At 70.6% G+C, this 22,069-nt stretch carries 16 protein-coding genes and 2 pseudogenes; 10 read left to right on the top strand and 8 right to left on the bottom strand.

Annotation, left to right across the window (positions count from 1 at the left end; all coding sequences use genetic code 11):
* The first annotated feature begins 26 nt into the window (after positions 1 to 26).
* The 3 genes from DY218_RS22040 to DY218_RS22030 all read left to right on the top strand — a co-directional run bounded on the left by DY218_RS22040 (position 27) and on the right by DY218_RS22030 (position 5,463).
* Entirely contained in the window at positions 27 to 1,778 is a 1,752-nt protein-coding gene (locus DY218_RS22040) for a discoidin domain-containing protein (RefSeq protein WP_233521795.1), read from the top strand.
* A 90-nt stretch (positions 1,779 to 1,868) separates the two neighbouring features.
* Positions 1,869 to 4,301: a glycoside hydrolase family 3 C-terminal domain-containing protein gene (locus tag DY218_RS22035; RefSeq protein ID WP_128557851.1), complete on the top strand. Its 2,433-nt coding sequence runs from the start codon at positions 1,869 to 1,871 to the stop codon at positions 4,299 to 4,301.
* A 121-nt stretch (positions 4,302 to 4,422) separates the two neighbouring features.
* On the top strand, positions 4,423 to 5,463 hold the full coding sequence (locus DY218_RS22030; protein ID WP_128557850.1) for a LacI family DNA-binding transcriptional regulator: 1,041 nt from the start codon (positions 4,423 to 4,425) through the stop codon (positions 5,461 to 5,463).
* A gap of 222 nt (positions 5,464 to 5,685) precedes the next feature.
* On the opposite strand, the gene DY218_RS22025 is transcribed toward DY218_RS22030, so the two are convergent.
* Entirely contained in the window at positions 5,686 to 6,990 is a 1,305-nt protein-coding gene (locus DY218_RS22025; protein WP_128557849.1) for an ROK family transcriptional regulator, read from the bottom strand.
* A 233-nt stretch (positions 6,991 to 7,223) separates the two neighbouring features.
* On the opposite strand from DY218_RS22025, the gene DY218_RS22020 reads away from it, so the two are divergent.
* The 5 genes from DY218_RS22020 (at position 7,224) to DY218_RS22000 (ending at position 13,827) form a co-directional block, all read left to right on the top strand.
* Positions 7,224 to 8,540 carry an ABC transporter substrate-binding protein gene (locus DY218_RS22020; RefSeq protein ID WP_128557848.1) on the top strand — a complete coding sequence of 439 codons (1,317 nt, stop codon included), beginning with the start codon at positions 7,224 to 7,226 and terminating at the stop codon, positions 8,538 to 8,540.
* A 14-nt stretch (positions 8,541 to 8,554) separates the two neighbouring features.
* Entirely contained in the window at positions 8,555 to 9,553 is a 999-nt protein-coding gene (locus DY218_RS22015; RefSeq protein WP_128557847.1) for a carbohydrate ABC transporter permease, read from the top strand.
* Positions 9,546 to 10,421 carry a carbohydrate ABC transporter permease gene (locus DY218_RS22010; RefSeq protein WP_128557846.1) on the top strand — a complete coding sequence of 292 codons (876 nt, stop codon included), beginning with the start codon at positions 9,546 to 9,548 and terminating at the stop codon, positions 10,419 to 10,421. The genes DY218_RS22015 and DY218_RS22010 overlap by 8 nt, the downstream gene beginning before the upstream one ends.
* Entirely contained in the window at positions 10,418 to 11,875 is a 1,458-nt protein-coding gene (locus tag DY218_RS22005; RefSeq protein ID WP_128557845.1) for a GH1 family beta-glucosidase, read from the top strand. Before DY218_RS22010 ends, DY218_RS22005 begins: the two co-directional genes overlap by 4 nt.
* A 149-nt stretch (positions 11,876 to 12,024) precedes the next feature.
* Positions 12,025 to 13,827 carry a coagulation factor 5/8 type domain-containing protein gene (locus tag DY218_RS22000; RefSeq protein ID WP_128557844.1) on the top strand — a complete coding sequence of 601 codons (1,803 nt, stop codon included), beginning with the start codon at positions 12,025 to 12,027 and terminating at the stop codon, positions 13,825 to 13,827.
* Positions 13,828 to 13,896: 69 nt separating this feature from the next.
* Here the strand turns inward: DY218_RS22000 and DY218_RS21995 are convergent, their stop codons facing one another.
* Complete coding sequence (locus DY218_RS21995; protein ID WP_128557843.1) at positions 13,897 to 14,808, bottom strand: AurF N-oxygenase family protein; 912 nt, start codon at positions 14,806 to 14,808, stop codon at positions 13,897 to 13,899.
* A 76-nt stretch (positions 14,809 to 14,884) separates the two neighbouring features.
* Here DY218_RS21995 and DY218_RS21990 point away from each other — a divergent pair, with 76 nt between their 5' ends.
* The gene (locus tag DY218_RS21990; RefSeq protein WP_158574082.1) at positions 14,885 to 15,625 is read left to right on the top strand and encodes a TetR/AcrR family transcriptional regulator; all 741 of its coding nucleotides are present in this window, start codon (positions 14,885 to 14,887) and stop codon (positions 15,623 to 15,625) included.
* 7 nt (positions 15,626 to 15,632) lie between these two features.
* On the top strand, positions 15,633 to 15,992 hold the full coding sequence (locus DY218_RS21985) for a DUF4873 domain-containing protein (RefSeq protein WP_128557841.1): 360 nt from the start codon (positions 15,633 to 15,635) through the stop codon (positions 15,990 to 15,992).
* Position 15,993: 1 nt separating this feature from the next.
* Here DY218_RS21985 and DY218_RS21980 read toward each other — a convergent pair whose 3' ends face one another.
* From DY218_RS21980 to DY218_RS21960, 6 genes and pseudogenes are all read right to left on the bottom strand, one after another.
* Positions 15,994 to 17,091 carry a LacI family DNA-binding transcriptional regulator gene (locus DY218_RS21980; RefSeq protein WP_407703671.1) on the bottom strand — a complete coding sequence of 366 codons (1,098 nt, stop codon included), beginning with the start codon at positions 17,089 to 17,091 and terminating at the stop codon, positions 15,994 to 15,996.
* Positions 17,076 to 18,731, bottom strand: a complete 1,656-nt coding sequence (locus DY218_RS21975; protein WP_128557840.1) for a glycoside hydrolase family 13 protein — start codon at positions 18,729 to 18,731, stop codon at positions 17,076 to 17,078. Before DY218_RS21975 ends, DY218_RS21980 begins: the two co-directional genes overlap by 16 nt.
* Position 18,732: 1 nt before the next feature.
* On the bottom strand, positions 18,733 to 19,605 hold the full coding sequence (locus tag DY218_RS21970) for a sugar ABC transporter permease (RefSeq protein ID WP_128557839.1): 873 nt from the start codon (positions 19,603 to 19,605) through the stop codon (positions 18,733 to 18,735).
* Between the two features lie 5 nt (positions 19,606 to 19,610).
* Positions 19,611 to 20,500 (bottom strand): annotated as a pseudogene (locus tag DY218_RS21965) (carbohydrate ABC transporter permease); the annotation flags it as partial.
* 1 nt (position 20,501) lies between these two features.
* Positions 20,502 to 20,670, bottom strand: a pseudogene (locus tag DY218_RS35335) (sugar ABC transporter permease); the annotation flags it as partial.
* Between the two features lie 63 nt (positions 20,671 to 20,733).
* Positions 20,734 to 22,011, bottom strand: coding sequence for an extracellular solute-binding protein (locus DY218_RS21960; RefSeq protein ID WP_128557838.1), 1,278 nt, complete (start codon positions 22,009 to 22,011; stop codon positions 20,734 to 20,736).
* Positions 22,012 to 22,069 lie beyond the last annotated feature (58 nt).

Here is a 22,069-nt window from a genome sequence, read left to right as displayed (position 1 = left end):
CACGCCGCCGCGCGCGCGGCCGTCGACTGGCCCCCGCGGCCGCCGGGCTGCTGGCCGCGGGCGCGCTGGCGCTCCCCGCGGGCACCGCACGGGCCGATCAGGCGGCTCAGGACGTCCCCGCGGCCGAGGCCGCAGGCAGTGTGGTGGAGGTGACCGGCTCGCAGGGCGACTGGCAGTTGACCGTCGACGGGTCGCCGTACCAGATCAAGGGCCTGACCTGGGGCCCGGCCATGGCCGACGCCGAGAAGTACATGCCCGATCTGGCGTCGATGGGCGTCAACACCGTCCGCACCTGGGGTACGGACGCCACCAGCGAGCCGCTGCTCGACGCCGCGGCCGCGCACGGGATCAAGGTGATCGCCGGCTTCTGGCTGCAGCCCGGCGGCGGGCCCGGCTCCGGAGGCTGTGTCGACTACCTCACCGACACCGCCTACAAGGACGAGATGATGGCGGAGTTCCCCAACTGGGTGAACACCTACAAGGACCATCCCGGTGTCCTGATGTGGGACGTGGGCAACGAGTCGGTGCTCGGGTTGCAGAACTGCTACGAGGGCGACGAGTTGGAGCAGCAGCGCGACGCCTACACCGCCTTCGTGAACGACCTCTCCGAGGAGATCCACTCGGTCGACCCGAACCATCCGGTGACGTCCACCGACGCCTGGGCGGGGGCGTGGCCGTACTACCGGAAGAACACGCCCGATCTGGACCTGTACGCAGTCAACGCGTACAAGGACGCCTGCGGTATCAAGTCCGCCTGGGAGGAGGGTGGTTACGACAAGCCGTACATCGTGACCGAGTCCGGTCCGTCCGGCTCCTGGGAGGTGCCGGACGACGCGAACGGCGTGCCGGGGACGGAGTCCGACGAGGTCAAGGCGCAGGGATACACGGATGCTTGGGACTGCATAGCCGGCCATGAGGGTGTCGCGCTCGGCGCGACGCTCTTCCACTACGGCACCGAGGCGGACTTCGGCGGCATCTGGTTCAACCTGCTGCCGGGCGACGAGCGGCGCCTGTCGTACTACGCGGTGAAGAAGGCGTACGGCGGTGACACCTCGGGTGACAACACTCCGCCGGTGATCTCGGCGTTGACGGTCGGCGGGGGCGCCGACGAGGTGCCGGCCGGTGGCGCGCTGACGGTGGACGCCGAGGCCTCCGATCCGGACGGTGACCCGATCGCGTACGAGGTGCTGAGCGGCAGTCTGTACGTCGACGAGAGCACGGAGTTGAAGCCGCTCGAGGCGAGCGACGACGGCTCGGGGAGCCTCGAGGTGACGGCACCCGACCGGCCGGGCGTCTGGGAGATCTATGTCAAGGCGACGGACGGGCAGGGCAATGTCGGCTACCGCAGTCAGTCGGTGAAGGTCGTGCCCCCGCCGGTCGACGGCACCAACATCGCGCAGGGGCGGCCCGCCACCGCCTCGTCCTTCCAGCCCGACAGCGGGGACTGCCCGTGTCCCGCGGACAAGGCCGTGGACGGTGACCACGGCACCCGGTGGGCCAGCGACTGGAGCGATCCGCAGTGGCTGCAGGTCGACCTCGGCTCCGTGCAGTCCTTCCAGCACGTGCAGCTCAACTGGGAGACCTCGTACGGGAAGGCGTACACCATCCAGACGTCGGACGACGGCGAGAACTGGCGGACCGTGCACGAGGTGACCGACGGGAACGGCGGCATCGACGACTTCGACGTCACCGGCAGCGGTCGCTATGTGCGGGTCGAGGGCACGGAGCGCGGGACCGCATACGGCTACTCGCTGTACGAGTTCGGTGTCTACAACTGACCTTGCCCGCCGAGGTGGTGGCCCCGTGCCGGTCCTCCGGGACGGGGCCACCGGGTGTGTGCGAGGCAGCGGGGACGGAGGGGGCGGGGCATGGACGACGGTGAACTCGACCGTTTGGTGGGGAAGTTGACGCTGGAGCAGAAGGTGCGGCTGGTGAGCGGGGCGAGCACCTGGCGCACCGCCGCGGAGCCGGCCGTCAGTCTGCGGGAGATGGTCCTGTCGGACGGGCCGGCTGGGGTGCGGGGCGAGTCGTGGGACGAGCGCAGGACTTCGGCGCTGCTGCCGTCCGCCTCGGCGCTCGGTGCGATGTGGGACGAGGGGCTGGTGGAGCGGCTCGGCGGGCTGCTCGGGCGGGAAGCCAGGGGCAAGGGGGTCGATGCGGTGCTTGCGCCGACGCTGAATCTGCACCGTTCGCCGCTGGCCGGGCGGCACTTCGAGTGTTTCGCCGAGGATCCGGAGCTCACCGGCCGCACCGGTGCGGCCCTGGTGCGCGGGGTGCAGTCGACGGGCGTGGCCGCCACCGCCAAGCACTACGTCGCCAACGACTCCGAGACGGAGCGGCTCACCGTCGATGTACGCATCGGTCAACAGGCTTTGTACGAGGTGTATTTGGCGCCCTTCGAGGCGGCCGTACGGGCGGGCGCGAAGGTGGTGATGTCCGGCTACAACGGCGTGAACGGCACCACGATGAGCGCCCATCCCCTGCTGACCGACCCGCTGCGGACCGACTGGGGTTTCGACGGGGTGGTGGTGTCGGACTGGGGCGCGGTCCGCAGCACGGTCGCCACCGCCCGCGCCGGCCTCGACCTCGCGATGCCGGGGCCGGCGGAGGTGTGGTGCGAGGCGCTGTCGGCCGCGCTGCGGTCGGGAGCGGTGACCGAGAACGCCGTGGACGACAAGGTGCGGGGGCTGCTGCGGCTCGCGGAGTGGGTCGGGGCATTGGACCGGGCGCCCGCGGCGGGCCCGCCGACCGTTGCGCCGGGCACGCGCGGACTGCTGCGGGAGGCGGTGGCGGCGGGCTCCGTGCTGCTGTCCAACCGGGGCGTGCTGCCGCTCGATCCGGCGGCGCTCGGCAGCGTGGCCGTGATCGGTGCGCATGCCGCGCGACCGCGGCTGCAGGGGAGCGGCAGCGCGGGCGTCTTCCCGCAGCGCGAGGTCACCCCGCTCGACGGCATCCGGGCGCGACTGCGCGGCCGGGCCCGCGTCGTGTACGCGGAGGGCCCCACGCCCGGCGAGCAGGCGCGTCCGCTGGACGCCGGCCGGTGCACCGATCCGCGCACCGGCGCTCCCGGGGTCCTGCTGCGCATGCTCGACCGGGACGGCGATGAGCTGTACGCGGAACACCGGTTCACCGGGCGGCTCCTCGAACCCACCCTGGTGCCCGGGGCGCACACCGTGGAGATCGAGGCGCTGCTGCGGCCCGCGACAGGGGGCGAATGGACCTTCGGGATGGGCGGGTTCGGGCCCATGCGGCTGAGCGTCGACGGGCGGACGCTGGTCGAGGGGGACTTCCCGCGGCGTACGGACGATCCGGCCGTCGTCCATGTCGATCCGCCCCGCCAGGAGGGGCGCATCCGGCTGGCGCCCGGCCGCGCCGTGCGGGTGGTGGCGCGCCGGGAGCTGGTGCCGGACACCGGCCGCGCCACGGTGGTGACCGCCGACGGGCCCGTACCGCCCGAGGCGGCGGCCCTGCGCGAGGCGGTGCGTGCGGCGCGGGCGGCGGACGCGGCGGTGGTGGTCGTCGGGACGGTACCGGGCGGCGAGTCCGAGGGCCGCGACCGTACCGGCCTGGCACTGCCCGGCCGGCAGGACGAGCTGGTCGCGGCCGTGGCCGCGGCCAACCCGCGGACCGTGGTGGTGGTCAACTCCGGTGGGCCGGTGGAGCTGCCGTGGCGCGCGGCGGCGGGCGCGGTGCTGCTGTGCTGGTTCCCCGGGCAGGAGGCCGGCGCCGGTCTGGCCGATGTGCTCTTCGGACGGGCCGAACCGGGCGGGCGGCTGCCGACGACCTGGGGCGCGGAGCTCGCGGACGTGCCTGTCGTACGGACCGGGCCCGAGGCGGGCGTGCTCGCGTACGGGGAGGGGCTGCACATCGGCTACCGCGGGTGGCTGCGCGCGGGCCGGGAGCCGGCCTACTGGTTCGGGCACGGGCTGGGGTACACGAGTTGGTCGTACGAGCGGATCGAAGTCCCTGCGGTCACCGGCGCCCTGGACGGTTTCACCGTACGGGTCACGGTGCGCAACTCCGGTGGCAGGCGGGGGCGTGAGGTGGTCCAGGTGTATCTGGCGCGTCCGCGGTCGGCCGTCGAGCGGCCGGTGCGGTGGCTGGCCGGGTACGCGGTGGTGCGGGCGGATCCGGGGGAGACGTGCACGGCGGAGGTCGCGGTGAGCGCGCGGGCGCTGCGCCACTGGTCGGTCGAGGACGGCCGGTGGTGTACGGAGCCCGGGGTGTTCCGGGTGCTGGCGGGGCGGTCGGCGGGGGAGCTGCCGCTGACTGCCGGGGTGGAGGTGGTGGAGCGGGCCTGACGCGGCCCGGGGGCCTGTCGCGCCTGCCTCGACGGTCCTCTTCCGCCCTGGTCAGGAGGCCTGATCACAACGGGGAGAGCGCTCTATAATCGTCGCCGGAGGCAGCGACGAGGGGCGGGGTATGAACCGACAGGCGCCGACACTCGAGGACGTGGCGCGCGAGGCCGGGGTCTCCCGGGCCACGGTCTCCCGCGTCATCAACGGCATCCGCAATGTGGACCCGGACATCCAGGAGGTGGTCCGCCGCGCGATCGACAGCACGGGGTACGCGCCGAACCGGGCGGCCCGGTCCCTGGTGACCCGCCGGGCGGAGACCATCGCCCTGGTGGTGTCGGGCGCGGGCGGCGAGCAGGACGGCGCGCAGGGTGAGTTCGCCGCGCGGGTCTTCGCCGACCCGTTCTTCGGACGGGTGGTCTCCGGCGTGGTCGGCTTCCTGCGGCCGCGCTCGATGCACCCGGTGTTGATGTTCGCCGAGTCGGAGAGTGCCCGTACGCAGGTGGTCGACTATCTGCGCCAGGGCAGTGCGGACGGCGCCCTGGTGGTGTCCACCCACGCCGAGGACCCGCTGCCGGCCCGCCTTGCCGCCGAGGGGCTGCCGGCGGTGTGCTTCGCCCGCCCTGCGGTGCCCGCTCCGGTCAGCTTCGTCGACCTCGCGCACCGGCAGGGCGGCCTGCTCGCGGCCGAGCGGCTCCTCGAGCGCGGCCGGCGCAGGGTGGCCACCGTCTCGGGGCCGCTCGACGTGCCGGCGGGGCAGGAGCGGCTCGGGGGGTTCCGCGACGGGATGGAGCGCGCCGGAGTGCCGTACGTGCCGATCGCCGAGGGCGGCTTCACGCTGGCCAGTGGTGTCGCCGCGATGGAGCGACTGCTGGCCGAACACCCGGAGGTTGACGGGGTGTTCGCGGGCAACGACCTGATGGCGCAGGGCGTCTGCCAGGTCCTCGCCCGGCACGGCCGACGGGTCCCGCAGGACGTGGCGGTGGTCGGCTTCGACGACTCGAGCGTCGCCCTCACCTGCAGCCCACCACTGACCACGGTCCGCCAGCCGGTGGAGGAGATGGCCGCGTCGATGGCCCGCCTCCTGGAGGAGCACATCCACGGCGACCGCAGCGAACCAACCTCGGTGATCTTCGACCCGGAGTTGGTGGTACGGGAGTCGGCGTGACCCACTCGGCCGACCCGGCGCGACAAATAGAGCCCGTCCGGCACCACGAATAAAGCCCGTCCGGCACCACTCAGCCCGTCCGGCGTTTGAGGACAAGACAAAGCCCGTCCGGCGTTTGAGGACGAGGCCGCCAGGCCGACAGGCCTGCACCCCCACCCGACGCACAGCGTCAACAAACCCCACCCGACGCAAGCGTCACCCCCCCTACCGCGGCCCCCGTCGCTACGGAAGCGCACGCTGCCGCAGCGTCGTCTGCCACGCCGGCCTCTCGGCGACCCGTGCCGGCGCCGCCGACCGGCCGCCCCGCGCGAAGAACGCCGCCAGCGGCAGCGTCGCCGCGCCCACCGTGACCGCGTCCGGCCCGAGCCGCCCGAGCCGCAGGTCGACCCGCTCGGCGGGGTAGGCGAGCGCGTACTTGGGGACGTGCTGCCTGACCGTGTCCAGGAAGCGGTCGCCGAGCTGGAGTCCGGCCCAGCCGCCGACGAGGATCCGCTCCGGCCGGAAGAGGTTGATCAGGCCGGAGAGACCCGCGCCCAGGTACTCCGCGGTCTCCTCCAGCACGGCGACGGCGGTCGCGTCCGGCCGCTGCGCGTCGTCCGCCGGATACGCGGCGGCCAGCATGCTGGTGAGGTCGACCTCCTCCTGCGCGCCGCCCAAGGACGCGCCCCCGCCCGGCGGCCGGCCGCCGGCCTCCTGCCACCGTTCGAGCAGCGCCTCCGCGCCCGCGTACGCCTCCAGGCAGCCCACCGCCCCGCACCGGCAGCGGCGGCCCTGGACATGGACGGTGAGGTGGCCCCATTCCACCGAGCGCGGCGCACCGCCGGCGACCACACAGGCACCGACGCCCGAACCGAAGAGCACCACGACGGCGTCCTTGGCGCCCCGCCCGGCGCCGAACCACATCTCCGCCTGCCCGAGTGTCATGGCGCCGTTGTCGACGAAGAAGCCCACATGGGACGGGAGTTGGCAGGTCCGGCGCAGCAGGGCCTCCAGCGGCACCGCGTCCCAGCCGATCGTCTGCCCGTGCACCACCGCGCCGTCGGCCTCCTGCGCGACGATGCCCGGCACGCCGATGCCGACACCGAGCAGTTGCTCCGCTGCGACGCCTCCGGTGGCGAGGACTTCGCCGATGCCGTCCGCGATGTGTCCGGCCACCAGGTCGACCGGGTGGCCTTTGAGTTCCAACGGCGTTTCCACCCGGGCCAGTTCGGCCAGTGCGAGGTCGAACAGCTCGATACGCAGGCGGGTTTCGCCGACGTCGACACCGATGAGGTAGCCGGAGCGGGGGACGATACGCAGCAGGATGCGGGGCCGGCCGCCCTCGGACTCGATGCTCCCGGCCTCCTGGACGAGGTTCTCCGCGACCAGGTCGGCGACCAGGGTGCTGACCGATCCGGCGCTCAACCCCGTGGCAGGGCCCAGTTCCTGACGGCTCGTCGGGCCCTCGAAGTACAGCTCCCTGAGGATGGCTGCCCGGTTCTCCGTGCGCAGGTCCTGGACCTTGCGCCCGCTGCGTCGTGCGGCCATGGGGCTCCTTCCGCTCTGCGGCGTCTCGAATCCGAGGTGTGGCGAATCTGCGGTGTAGCGAAGATGTCTGTGCGCGACCCCTTGACGCTACCCTCTCACAGCACTTAAATCACACCTCAAATTAAGAGGTGAGGGACTGCTGGAGCCGACGACCGCGCACAGCGACCGAGCACAGCGCACGCCCGCTCCCTCGCCCCCTTGGTGACTTCCTCAGGAAAGGAACACCTGGAGCCATGAGCAGAACCCGCACCACCGCAATCGGTGCCGTCACCGTGACCCTGGCCCTCGCGGCCACCGCCTGTGGTGGCGGATCCGCCACGGGGGAAGGGTCCAACGACTCGCCCAAGACGCTGACTTACTGGGCGAGCAACCAGGGCCCCGACATCCCGGCGGACAAGAAGATCCTCACGCCCGAACTGAAGAAGTTCGAGAAGCAGACCGGAATCAAGGTCAAGCTCGAGGTGGTGCCCTGGTCCGACCTGCTCAACAGGATCCTCACCGCCACCACGTCGGGCCAGGGGCCGGACGTCCTCAACATCGGCAACACCTGGTCCTCCTCGCTGCAGGCCACCGGCGCCCTGCTGCCCTGGGACGAGAAGAACTTCGCCAAGATCGGCGGCAAGGACCGCTTCGTGCCGGCCGCGCTCGACTCCGCCGGCGCCGAGGGCGAGGACCCCGCGGCCGTACCGCTGTACTCCATGGCGTACGCGCTCTACTACAACAAGAAGATGTTCCGCGAGGCGGGCATCAGCGAGCCGCCCGCCACCTGGGACCAACTCGTCGCGGACGGCAAGAAGTTGTCCAAGGGCGGCAAGTGGGCCCTCGGCGCCGAGGGCGCCAACCTGTCCAACAACATCCACCAGATCTTCGTACTCGCCAAGCAGCACGGCGCCGACTGGTTCACCGCGGACGGCAAGCCCGACTTCACCTCGCCCGGTGCCGTGGCCGCCGTCAAGCAGTACGTGGACTTCATGGCCAAGGACAAGATCGTCGCACCGGGCAATGCGGAGTACGCGCAGAACCAGTCCCTGAGTGACTTCTCCAAGGGCAAGACGGCCATGGTGCTCTGGCAGGCCGCCGCCTCCACCTTCGAGTCCCAGGGCATGAAGGACAGCGACTGGGGCGTGGCTCCGGTGCCGGTGGCTTCCGGCGCTCCCGGCCATGGCAAGAACACCAACTCCATGGTCGCCGGCATCAACATGGCCGTCTTCAAGAACACCGACAATCTCGACGGCGCCACCAAGTTCGTGAAGTTCATGACGAGCGACGCCGAGCAGAAGATCCTCTGCAAGGCCTACGGTTCGATCCCGCCGGTGAAGGCCGCACAGCAGGACCAGTCCTTCGACAAGCCCGAACTCAAGGTGCTGCGCGACACCTTGGCCAAGAGCGCCGCTCCGCTGCCGCGGGTGCCGGACGAGTCGCAGTTCGAGACCGCGGTCGGCACCGCCGTGAAGAACCTCTTCGCCTCCGCCGCGGACGGCAAGGACATCAGCACCGCGGCCGTGAAGGCCGAACTCGCCAAGGCCGAGCAGCAGATGAACAAGCAGTGAGCGACGAGGCCAGGATGACGACCACCCTCGACCGCGTCCCGGGTCCGGGCGCCGAGGCCGCTTCCGCGAATCCCGCGGGCCGCCCACGGCGCCGACGGCCCGGCCGGCTGCGCAAGTCGGCACTGCCCTATCTGCTGCTCCTGCCGGCCGTGTTCTTCGAACTCCTCGTGCACCTGGTGCCGATCGTCATCGGCATCTTCATGAGCTTCAAGAAGCTCACCCAGTTCTTCATCCGCGACTGGGGCAACGCCCCCTGGGCCGGCTGGGACAACTACTCCATCGCCCTCGACTTCGACGCGCCGGCCGGCCAGGCACTGCTCCACTCCTTCCTCATCACCTGTGCCTTCACCGTCCTGTCGGTCGGCCTGTGCTGGCTGATCGGCACGGCAGCGGCGATCTATCTGCAGGAGGCCTTCCGGGGCAGGGGCGTGCTGCGGGCGCTGTTCCTCGTCCCGTACGCGCTGCCCGTCTACACCGCCGTCATCACCTGGGTCTTCATGTTCCAGCACGACAACGGCCTGGTGAACCACGTCCTGCACGACCAGTTGGGCATCACGGACGCACCGTCCTTCTGGCTGATCGGCGACAACAGCTTCGTCGCGCTGCTCACCGTGTCCGTGTGGAAGGGCTGGCCGTTCGCCTTCCTGATCGTGATGGCCGGACTGCAGAACATCCCGCGGGACATGTACGAGGCCTCCTGGCTGGACGGCGCCACCATGCCGCAGCAGATCCGGCACATCACGCTGCCGTCGCTGCGGCCCGTCAACCAGGTGCTGGTCCTGGTCCTCTTCCTGTGGACGTTCAACGACTTCAACACGCCGTTCGTGATGTTCGGCAAGGCGGCACCGGAGAGCGCGAACCTCATCTCGATGCACATCTACCAGTCGTCGTTCGCCACCTGGAACTTCGGCACCGGCTCCGCCATGTCCGTACTCCTGCTGCTCTTCCTGCTGCTCGTCACGGGCCTCTACCTCCTGTACACCTCCCGAGGAAGGCGGGCAGCCGATGCGTGACACCGCCGCGACAACCCACCGCTCACCGACCGCACCTCCCCGGTCCTTCCTCTGGTCGCGGCGGGTCTTCCTGACCCTGCTCACCGGCTTCGTGCTGCTGCCGGTCTACGTCATGGTGTCCAGCTCCCTGAAGCCCCTGGAGGACGTCTCCAGCAGCTTCCGCTGGCTGCCCAGTGAGATCACCGTGCAGCCCTACCTCGACATCTGGCAGACCATCCCGCTGGCCCGCTACTTCGTGAACTCGCTGATCGTGGCCGGGGCCGCCACCGTCTGCTCGGTGATCATCGCCGTCTTCGCTGCCTACGCGGTGAGCCGCTACCGCTTCCGCGGCAAACGCGTCTTCACGGTCTCCGTGCTCTCCACGCAGATGTTCCCCGGCATCCTCTTCCTGCTGCCGCTCTTCCTGATCTACGTCAACATCGGCAACGCCACCGGCATCGCCCTGTTCGGCTCCCGCGGCGGCCTCATCCTCACCTATTTGACGTTCTCCCTGCCGTTCTCGGTGTGGATGCTGATCGGGTACTTCGACTCCGTACCGCGCGATCTCGACGAGGCGGCCCTGGTCGACGGGTGCGGTCCGCTCGGCGCGCTGTTCCGCGTCGTCGTGCCGGCAGCCGTCCCCGGCATCGTCGCCGTCGCTGTCTACGCCTTCATGACCGCGTGGGGCGAGGTGCTCTTCGCCTCCGTGATGACCAACGAGACCACCCGCACCCTCGCCGTCGGCCTGCAGGGCTACTCCACGCAGAACGACGTGTACTGGAACCAGATCATGGCCGCCTCACTCGTGGTGAGCGTGCCCGTCGTCGCCGGCTTCCTGCTCCTCCAGCGCTATCTCGTCGCGGGCCTCACCGCGGGAGCCGTCAAATGACCCGCCGTGCCGCGCCCCCGGCGACCGCACCGATCCCGCAGACCGCACCACCGCCCGCACCACCCCGACCCCGGACACCGAAGGACCGCGTCTTGACCAGCATCGACCTCGCCGCCTTCCCGCCCGACTTCCACTGGGGGACCGCCACCTCCTCGTACCAGATCGAAGGAGCCGTCGCCGAGGACGGCCGCGCCCCCTCGATCTGGGACACCTTCTCGCACACCCCCGGCAAGATCGACAACGACGACCACGGCGACCGGGCCTGCGACCACTACCACCGGTGGCGTGAGGACGTCGCCCTGATGAAGCAGCTCGGCACCAACGCCTACCGCTTCTCCCTCGCCTGGCCCCGCATCCTGCCCGGCGGCGACGGCCCGCCGAACGCCAAGGGCCTCGACTTCTACGACCGGTTGACCGACCGGCTGCTCGCCGAGGGCATCACCCCCTCCGTCACCCTCTACCACTGGGACCTGCCGCAGGCCCTGCAGGACCGCGGCGGCTGGCCCGAGCGGGACACCGCCGAGCACTTCGGGGCCTACGCCGCCCTCGTCGCGGAACGCCTCGGCGACCGCGTCACCCAGTGGACCACCCTCAACGAGCCCCTCTGCTCCGCCTGGATCGGCCACCTCGAAGGCCGGATGGCCCCCGGCCTCACGGACCTCACCGCGGCCGTCCGCGCCTCCTACCACCTGCTGCTCGGTCATGGCCTGGCTGCCCGGGCCATCCGCGCCGCCGTCCCCACCGCGCAGGTCGGCATCGTCAACAACCTCTCCACGGTGGCCCCCGCCAGCGACGCCCCCGAGGACGTCGCCGCCGCCCGCCGCATGGACGGCCACAGCAACCGCTGGTGGCTCGACCCCGTGCACGGCCGCGGCTTCCCCGCCGACATGCTCGACGTCTACGGTGTCGAACTCCCGGAAAAAGCAGGCGACTCGGCCACCATCGCCGCGCCCCTGGACCACCTCGGCCTCAACTACTACTTCCCGGTCACCGTCGCGGACGACCCCGCGGGCCCCGCCCCGTACGCCCGCCAGGTGCGCCGCCACGGAGTCCCCCGTACCGGCATGGACTGGGAGATCGACGCCGGCGGCATCGAGCAGCTGCTGCTCCGCCTCACCCGCGAGTACGGAGCCCGCAAGCTGTACGTCACCGAGAACGGCTCCGCCTACCCGGACGTCGTCCGCCCCGACGGCACCGTGGACGACCCCGAGCGCCAGGCGTATCTGGAGGAACACCTCGCGGCCTGCGCGCGGGCCGTCCGCCAGGGCGCGCCGCTCGCCGGCTACTACGCCTGGTCCCTGCTCGACAACTTCGAGTGGGCGTACGGCTACGACAAGCGCTTCGGCCTGGTGCACGTCGACTACGACACCCAGGTCCGCACCATCAAGGGCAGTGGGCACCGCTACGCGGACATCATCCGGGAGCACGGGTGGCAGTCCCGCCGCGTGGCTTAGGCAGCGTCCCGGTACCGGGACGCCCAACCCGGCGTGGCAGCAACCGAGTTGACGATTCGCCCGCCAGGGACCCGCCGTGTCCTGAGAGCGCTCTCCGACTCCTGGTCCCCCCTGCAGATCCATCCCAACGAGCCCCGGAGGCTTCCCGTATGTCCGTCAACCCATCCCCCACCGGCCCGGACCCCTCGCGCCGCAGAATCCTCGCCGCGGCCGCCGCCGCGGTACCCGCAGCCGTCCTGCTCTCGGGGACCGGCTCGGCCGGTGCGGCGCCGAGTCCCGCGGCGGCCCCGAAGGCGGCCGGCGCCAAGGCCGACGACCCCGACCTCGGGCCGAACGTCATCGTCTTCGACCCGGACACGCCCGGCATCCAGGCCAAGCTGGACGAGATCTTCGCCGAGCAGGAGGAGGCGCAGTTCGGCAGCGGCCGCTACGCCCTGCTCTTCAAGCCCGGCACTTACAGCGGACTCAACGCCCAACTCGGCTTCTACACCTCGATCATGGGCCTCGGCCTCACCCCCGACGACACCCTCATCAACGGTGATGTGACCGTGGACGCGGGCTGGTTCGACGGCAACGCCACCCAGAACTTCTGGCGTTCGGCGGAGAACCTCGCGCTCAACCCCGTCAACGGCACCAACCGCTTCGCCGTCTCGCAGGCCGCCCCGTTCCGCCGTATGCACGTCAAGGGCAATCTCAACCTGGCGCCGGACGGCTACGGCTGGGCCAGCGGCGGCTACATCGCCGACAGCCGTATCGACGGCGAGGTCGGTCCGTACTCGCAGCAGCAGTGGTACACCCGCGAGAGCTCGGTCGGCGGCTGGCTCAACGGCGTCTGGAACATGGTCTTCTCGGGCGTCGAGGGCGCCCCCGGGACCGGCTTCCCCGACCCGCCGTACACCACGCTCGAGACGACACCGGTCTCCCGTGAGAAGCCGTTCCTGTATCTGGACGGCGAGGACTACAAGGTGTTCGTGCCGTCGCTGCGCACCGACGCACGCGGCCCGTCCTGGGGCAGCGGTACGCCGCAGGGCGAGTCCCTGCCGCTGAGCGAGTTCCACATCGTCAAGGAGGGTGCCACCGCGGCTACGATCAACGCCGCGCTCGAGGAGGGCCTCAACCTCCTCTTCACGCCCGGCATCCACCACCTCGACGCGCCCATCGAGATCAACCGGGCCGGCACCATAGCGCTCGGCATCGGCTACCCCACGCTGATCCCCGACGGCGGCGCGACCGCCGTCAAGATCGCCGATGTGGACGGCGTGCAGCTGGCGGGTGTCCTCATCGACGCCGGCACCGACAACTCCGAGACGCTCATCGAGGTCGGCCCCGAGGGCGCGTCCGCGGACCACGCGGCCGACCCGATCACGCTGCAGGACGTCTTCATCCGCATCGGAGGTGCGGGCCCCGGCAAGGCCACCACCAGCATGGTGGTCAACAGCCGGCACACCGTCATCGACCACACCTGGGTGTGGCGCGCCGACCACGGCGAAGGGGTCGGCTGGGAGACCAACCGCGCCGACTACGGCGTCGTCGTCAACGGCGACGACGTGCTCGCCACCGGCCTGTTCGTCGAGCACTTCAACAAGTACGACGTGCTGTGGAACGGCGAGCGCGGCCGCACGATCTTCCTGCAGAACGAGAAGGCCTACGACGCCCCGAACCAGGAGGCCATCCAGGACGGCGACGTCCGCGGTTTCGCCGCCTACAAGGTGGCCGACTCGGTGACCGAGCACGAGGCCTGGGGCGTGGGCAGCTACTGCAACTACACCGCCGACGACAGCATCATCCAGGACCACGGCTTCGCCACACCGACCGGTCCCGGCATCAAGTTCCACCATGTGCTGGTCGTCTCGCTCGGCGGCAAGGGGCAGTACGCGCACGTCATCAACGACACCGGCGACCCGACCTCGGGCACCGACACGATCCCCTCGACGGTGGTGTCGTACCCCTGAGGCCGGCCTGACACCGATACGGCCACCCCTCCGGCCCCGGCCCGGCACCCCCACGCGGGCCGGGGCCGCTCACTCGAGGAGGTGCGCGCGGCGCCACAGCCGCATGCCCGGACCGCCGATCAGGCCGACGTCGTCGAGGAAGGGCATGATGCGCTCGCCGCCGAAGCGCAGCGTCTGCTGGTAGTGCGGGTTGCGGTGCGCCGTGCCGTACGCCTCCTCGGGGTCGAGGCCGACGGCGGCGTAGGCGCGCGGGTGGATCAGGCTGCGGGCGACGTAGAAGGAGACCAGGGCGATCAGGTACTGCTGGTAGTGGAGTTCGGCGCGGCCGAGCCTCGGCATTCCGCGGACGACCTCCTCGCGGGCGAAGGTGACGTGCCGGGCCTCCTCGGTGACATGGATGCGGTTCACCATCCGGAGCAGCGGCTGCACCGTGTCGTCGTTCGCCATCTCCCGCTGGAGGCGGTCGAGCACCTCTTCGGCGACCAGGATCGAGCCGTACATCGCGGGCCCGTACGCGAGGGTCGGGAGCAGTTTGGCCATGCGGTGCAGATACGGCCGCGGGCCGTACGGCGGGCAGCCGAGCCGCTCGACGAGGCGGCCGAACATGGTCACGTGCCGGCACTCGTCGGCGACCTCGGTGAGGGCGTACTGGATGTGCCGGCTGGTGGCATCGCCGTTGTAGGCGGCCTTCAGGAGCAGCTGCATCAGCAGGATCTCGAACCAGAGGCCGACCCCGGCGATGTTCGCCATCTCGTGCCGGCCGAGTTCGATCCGCTGGTCCTCGGACATCCGGTCCCACAGCTCGGTGCCGTAGAGCGAGCAGCGGTGCGGGAGCAGATAGTGCTTGCCCTCGGCGAGCGGGGCGTCCCAGTCGATGTCGACCTCGGGGTCGTAGAACCTCCTGGCCGAGGAGGCGAGCAGCCGCGCGGCGGTCTTCTCGCGGTCGCCCGCCTTGGGTACGGAGGACACTGCACGGGCCATGGTTCACTCCTCGCTCACCGGGCCTGGGTGTTACCCGGGGTTACGGTTACCGGAAGTAGCATGTAACCTGCCTCGCGTGGCAGTCAAGAGCGGCGGAGACGGCGGGCGCCGATCGGTGGTGGACGGGCGCCGCGAGCGCTGGCGGTCCCATCGCGCCGCACGCCGCGCCGAGTTCGTGGACGCCGCGCTGCGCTCGCTCGCCCGCACCGGACCCGAGCTGCGGGTCGACCAGGTCGCGGCGGAGGCGGGCGTCAGCAAGCCGGTCCTGTACCGGCAGTTCACGGACAAGGCCGATCTGCTCGCCGCCCTGCACGAACGGGCCACCGCGATCTTCGCCGGGCGCCTCGCCCCGGCACTCGCCCCGGCCGCTGCCTCCCCGAACGCCCTGATCCGCGGCGCCGTCGACGCCTTCTTCTCGGTACTCGACGACCATCCGGATCTCTACAGGCTGGTCAGCCGCACCCTGCCGACCGGTCCCGGCCGCGAGGGCAGCGGGCTGCGGCAGGGCAGGACGCTGGCGGCGGCGACCCTGACCCAGCTCTTCGACGAGTATCTGCACGCCTTCGGCGCCGACACCCGGGACGCCGCACCGCTCGCGCAGGCCGTCGTCGGCATGGTGCAGCAGAGCGCCGAATGGTGGCTGGAGACGCGCGCCACCGGCCGCGGCGCGAGCGTGGACTTCCTGACCCGCGCCGTCTGGGACGTCGTGGACGGCGCCCTGCGCCGCCAGGGCATCGAACTCGATCCCGAACTGCCCGTCAGCACCGAGGAGTTCCTGACCTCGGCCGGACGCCGGACCCCCGACGAGGAGCGCTGATCCCCCCATGTCCCAGCTGCCGACACCACCCGTCCCGGCCCCTTCGGAGCCGCACGACGAGGGCTACACCGGACCCGCCACACTCGTGGTCCGAGCGGCCGGCGACTCGACGGCGGAGTTCACCGTCGAGGCCGTGCTGCGCGGCCACTTCCAGCCGATCGACGGCCGCTACCACTGGTACGGCCGCCTCGCCGCCCACCCCGAACTCTCCGAACTCCTGGCCGGCAAGCGAACCCCGGCCGTCCTGTACACCCCCGAGGGCGAGGCCCGCGGCGACCTCTCCGACCCCGACCCCTGGAACCGCTACCGCATCGACGGCACCAGCAGACCACCGTTCCGCCTCCAACAGGCGTTGAACACGGACTAGTTCACGCATCCACGGGACGCAGCTGACCGGTCGACCCCCGTACGACCAGTTCCGGCTGGAAGACGAACTCCGTGCGCTGGACCGGGTTTCCGCGGATTTCCTCCAGGAGGGCGTCGACCGCCGCCGAGGCCATCGCCGAGACCGGCTGGCGGACCGTCGTCAGGGGTGGGTCGGTGAAGGCGGCAAGAGGGGAGTCGTCGAAGCCGACCACCGAGACGTCCCGCGGGACTTCGAGCCCGCGGGCGCGTGCGGCCCGCACCACGCCGAGCGCCATCAGGTCGCTGCCGCAGACGATCCCCGTACAGCCCTGGTCGAGCAGGGCCGTGCCGGCAGCCTGTCCGCCCTCGACGGTGAACAGCGTCCGCTGGACCAGTGGTTCCCCCAACTCCTCGCCAGGGGCGGCGAGTTCACGTACCGCCTCGGTGAAGCCCTCCGTCTTGCGACGGGACGGCACGAAGCGGGTCGGACCCACCGCGAGGCCGATCCTGCGGTGTCCGAGCTCCGCGAGATGACGTACCGCCATCCGCGCCGCGGACTGGTCGTCGGGGGAGACGAAGTGTGCGTCGATCCGCTCGTTGAAGCCGTTGACCAGGACGTACGGGACGCCGCGCGCGGTGAGGCCGGCGTACCGGGCCGGATCGGCGCTGGTGTCGGCGTGCAGACCGGACAGGAACACGATGCCTGTGACGCCGTGCTCCTCCAGCTGCTCGACGAGCTCGTCCTCGGTGGCGCCGCCCGGCACCTGGGTGCACAGCACCGGGGTGTAGCCGTGCCGCACCAGGACCTGCTCGACGGCCTGTGCGAACGCCGGGAAGATCGGGTTCGTCAGCTCGGGGATCACCAGGCCGATCAGGCCCGCGCTGCGCCGCCGCAGCCGTACCGGACGCTCGTAGCCGAGCAGGTCGAGTGCGGCGAGCACCCGGTGCCGGGTGACGTGCGCGACGCCCGCCTTGCCGTTCAGGACCCGGCTGACCGTGGCCTCGCTGACCGAGGCCTGTGCGGCGATGTCCGCGAGCCGCGGGGCACCGCCGTCGGGGTCGCGCGGGGCGCCCTCGAGAGTGGCGCCCCGCACCGGATGCACGGTCACACCGTCCACCACACCGTGCTGTCCGGTGCGAGCACGGCCTCGTCGCCCTCGACGGTGACGGGTGAACTGGCGAGCAGGACCCGGCCGTTGACCGGAAACCGGACCGGCTCGGCGGTGGCGTTCACCGTGCAGGCGAAGGCGCCGCGCCGGAAGGCCAGGGCGCCATCGGGCGCCGGCAGCCACTCGACGCGGTCGCCCGCGCCCAGGTCCGGCTGCGTGCGCCGGATGCGCAGTGCCTCCCGGTACAGCTCGAGGGTGGAGCCGGGGTCGCCGGTCTGCGCCTCGACGCTCAGCTCGCCCCAGCCCGACGGCTGCGGCAGCCAGCTGCCCCCGTCGCCGAAGCCGTGGCTGCGGCCGGCCTTCGTCCACGGGATCGGCACCCGGCAGCCGTCGCGGAATCCGTCCTGTCCGGCTGCCCGGAAGAACGACGGGTCCTGCCGCGCCTCGTCCGGCAGATCGGTGACATCGGGAAGCCCCAACTCCTCGCCCTGGTACAGGTATGCGGAGCCCGGCAGCGCCAGCATCAGCAGGCTCGCGGCCCGCGCCCGGCGCAGACCGAGCTCGCGGTCGCCGGGCTCGCGGATCTGGGTGCCGGCCGGGGCGCTCGCGAAACGGGTGGCGTGCCGGGTCACGTCGTGGTTGGACAGCACCCAGGTGGCCGGGGCGCCGACCGGACGCATCGCGTCGAGCGAGGCGTCGATCACCGCCTGCAGGTCCGCCGCGTCCCAATGGGTCGCCAGATACTGGAAGTTGAAGGCCTGGTGCAGTTCATCGGGCCGTACGTACAGGGCCGAGCGCTCGACCGTCGGGGTCCAGGCCTCGGCGACCGCGATGCGTGCGCCCGGGTACTCGTCGAGCACCTTGCGCCAGCTGCGGTAGATCGCGTGCACACCGTCCTGGTCGAAGAACGGCATCACCGAATTGCCGAGCAGCTTCACCTGGTCGGAGCCGCCGATGTCGGGCAGCCCTGCGGCCTTGACGAGACCGTGGGCCACATCGACACGGAAGCCGTCGATGCCCTTGTCCAGCCAGAAGCGCAGGATCGAGCGGAACTCGTCGGCCACCGCCGGGTGTTCCCAGTTGAAGTCCGGCTGCTCGGGCGCGAAGAGGTGCAGATACCAGTCGCCGGGCGTGCCGTCCGGATTGCGGGTACGGGTCCAGGCGGCGCCGCCGAACACCGACTCCCAGTCGTTCGGCGGCAGTTCACCGTTCGCGCCGCGGCCGGGACGGAAGTGGTAGCGCTCCCGCAGGGCCGAGCCCGGCCCCTCCTTGAGGGCGCGCTGGAACCAGTCGTGCTGGTCGGAGGAATGGTTCGGGACCACGTCGACGATGATGCGGAGCCCCAGCTCGTGGGCGTCGCGGATCAGCGCGTCGGCGGACGGCATGGTGCCGAACATCGGGTCGATGGCCCGGTAGTCGGCCACGTCGTAGCCCGCGTCCGCCTGCGGCGATGCGTAGAACGGACTCAGCCAGACGGCGTCCACGCCCAGGTCCTTCAGGTACGGCAGCCGGCTGCGGATCCCGTCGAGGTCGCCCATGCCGTCGCCGTTGCCGTCGGCGAAGCTGCGCGGATAGACCTGGTAGATCACCGCGTCGCGCCACCAGCCGGCCGTCGAAGTGCCGGCGGCGGCCGGGGAGTTGTGCTCAGTCATGTCATCCCTTCGTCGCCCCGGCCGCCAGGCCGGATACGAGGTGGCGCTGCGCGAAGCCGAAGATCAGGGCCGCGGGGACCGCGACGATCACGGCCGAGGCCGTCAACGAGCCCCAGTCGCTGGTGTATTGGTTGACAAAGGTCTGCAGGCCGCCGGCCAGGGTGAGGTTCTCCTCGCCGGTCATGAAGGCGGAGGCGTAGGCCACTTCGGCCCAGCCGGTGATGAAGCTGTAGAAGCCGGTGACGGCGAGCCCGGGCTTGGCGAGCGGGATGATCAGCCGCCAGAACACCCCGAAGGGGTTCAGCCCGTCCACCCGCCCGGCCTCGTCGATCTCCACCGGCACCGTGTCGAAGTACCCCTTCATCATCCAGGCACAGAACGGCACCGCAATGGTGAGATACGTGACTACAAGGCCGACGGGCTGATTGAGCAGCCCAAGCGAGGCGAGCAGGTTGTACAGCGGCACGATCAGGACCGCGACCGGGAACATCTGGGTGATCAGGAGCAGCCACATAAGCGGCCGCATCCCGGGGAAGCGGAAGCGGCTCACCGCGTAGCCGGTGGTGGCCGAGATGAACACGCCGATGACGGTCGTCAGGCCCACCACGAGCAGCGAGTTGGCCAGCCAGCTGGGGAACTCGGTCTCGGTCAGGACGTGTTGGTAGTTGCGGAAGGTGAAGTCCTTGACCAGGCCGGTGTCGAAGGCCTCGGTCTTCGGCTTGAACGAGGTGATCAGCAGCCACAGCGGCGGGAACACCGCCACCACGGAGGCGATCAGCAGCGTCGCGTGCAGACCGAAGGAGGCCAGCGGCGAGCGCTCGCCGCGGGCGCGGGGGCGCCTGGTGCCGGTCGGCGCGGTCGATTGCGTGGTCATCCCGGTCACCACACCTCTCCCTGCTTGCGCAGTGCCCGGCGGTAGACGATCGCGAAGACCGAGAGCAGCGCCAGGATGAGCACGCCCCAGGCCGCCGAGGAGGCGAAGTCGCGGGGGCTGACGACGAAGGAGAGCCGGTACGCGTACGTCACCAGGATCTCCGTGGAGTCACCGGGCCCGCCACGGGTGAGCAGGAAGATCACCGGGAACATGTTGAACGTCCAGATGGAGCTGAGCAGCACCACGGTCGAGCTGACCGAACGAAGGCCGGGCAGCGTGATGTTGCGGAACCGCTGCCAGGGGCTCGCCCCGTCCATCTCGGCCGCCTCGTACAGCTCGGACGGGATGGACTGCAGCCCGCCCAGCATCGCGACCAGCATGAAGGGCACACCCAGCCAGACATTGACCGCGATGACCGAGATCTTCGCCCAGGTCGGGTCGTTGAGCCACGGGATCGCGTCGATGCCGCCGCCCGCGAGCAGCTGGTTGAACAGGCCGTTCTTCTCGTTGAAGAGGAGGCGCCAGGTGAAGACGGAGACGAAGGCCGGCACCGCCCACGGCAGGATCAGCGCCGTCCGGTAGAGCGAGCGCCCGGCCAGCTTGCGGTTGAGCATGTTCGCGAGCGTCAGGCCGATGGCGAAGGACAGCGCGACACAGGACACGGTCCAGATCAGCGTCCAGGAGAGCCGGTCCCAGAAGACGCCGTCCTCGAGGATCGCCGTGTAGTTGTCGAGGCCGACCGATTCGTACGTCGCCGGGATGTGGTTGACCCCGATGGTGCGCTCGACGTTCGCCTCGTCCGCGTTCGTCGTCGACAAGTACATGCCGCGGACCAGCGGGTATCCGATGATGACGCCGATCACGACCACCACGGGGGCGACCATGGACCAGGCGTNTGATGACGCCGATCACGACCACCACGGGGGCGACCATGGACCAGGCGTACCAGTGGGTGGACAGCGATCTGCGCAGCCGCCCGGGGGTCTTGCCGGGAGTGCGGCCCCGGCCGCGGGCGCCCGGTGCGCCCGCGGCCTGCGCCGCCGCTCGGCCTGTGTCGACAGCCATGAGGCGGTCGGCCCTCCTGTTCTGGGTGTGCTCCACTAACCGGCAACTCGCCTGCGAGGGCTGTTACTTGTAGTCCTTCAGGAGCTTGCGGTACGCGTCACCGACGCCTTCGGCGGCCTTCTCGGGAGTGGCCTTGCCGGCGAGCACCTTCTCCATCTGCAGCCGGATCGGCTCGAAGAGGGCGTTGGCCTCGGGGATCCAGGGGCGCTCGATGGCCTTCTCCACGGCGGGCCGGAAGAACTGGACCATCATGTTGTCCTTGACGGCGGGCACCTCGTACACCGACTTGCGGGTGGGGAGCAGGCTCAGCTCCTCGGTGGTCTGCTGCTGCACCTTCGCGGAGCTCATGTACTTCACGAACTCGTAGGACGCGTCGAGGTTCTTCGAGCCCGCGTACACCGAGAGGTTCCAGCCGCCCTGCGGGGAGGCCTGGCGCTGGGAGCCCGCGGGGACCGCGGCGACGCCGAGGTTGTCCTTGTCGTTCTTGAACTCGCTTCCGGCCAGGGCGCCTTCGATCGACCAGGGGCCGTCGAGCGCCATCGCGACGTCGCCGTCCTTGAAGGCGTTCAGCTGGTTGTTGTAGCCGTCGGAGGCGTCGGTGATCGCGGCCTTGGAGTCGAGCATCTCCTTCATCACCTTGAAGGCGTCGACGCCGGGCTTGTCGTCCACCGTGACCTTCTTGGCCTTGGTGTCGAGCATGTCGCCGCCCTCGCCGTACAGGTAGGGCAGGTAGTAGTACGGGTCGTCGCCGCGCAGATAGAGCCCGGTCTTGCCGGTCTTGTCCTTGATGTCCTTGCCGGCCTTCTGTACATCGGCGAAGGTCTCGGGGACGTCGACCTTCGCGGCCTTCAGCATCTTCTTGTTGTAGAAGAGCGCGAGGGAATCGATGGTCTGCGGGACGGCGTAGGTCTTGTCCTTGAACTTGGTGCTCGCAAGGGCTTGCGGCAGATAGTCGCCCGCGTTGTCCAGGGCGGCGGTGTCGTCGAGCGGCGCCAGGTAGCCGAGGTTGGCGAAGTCGGCGACCCAGGCGACCTCGGTGCGCATCACGTCGGGGGCGCCGGAGTTGCCGCCGGCCGCGTTCTTGAACTTGGCGTTGGCCTCGCCGAAGGGAACGCTCACCACCTTGACGTCGACCTTCGGGTGCTGCTTCTCGAAGCCCTCCGCGAGCTTCTTGTACGTGCCCTTCTCGGCGTCGTTCGAGGTGTCCCAGAAGGTGACGGTGCCGGAGAGCTCGCCGGAGCCTCCCGAGCCGCCCTCGCCCGAATCGCCGTCCCCGCCGCACGCCGTGGCCGTCAGTGCGAGGGCCGAGACGAGCGCGGTGACCGCTATGCCACGCCGCATGGTGAACTCCTTCAGAGATGCCCGGGACGACTCGGGGGCGCACGACGGCGCCTGCCAC

Origin of the sequence: Streptomyces triticagri (assembly GCF_003429565.1) — a bacterium.
Classification (GTDB): Bacteria; Actinomycetota; Actinomycetes; order Streptomycetales; family Streptomycetaceae; genus Streptomyces; species Streptomyces triticagri.
Note: the sequence above shows the minus strand (reverse complement) of the source record. Positions and strands in the feature narration are given on the sequence as shown.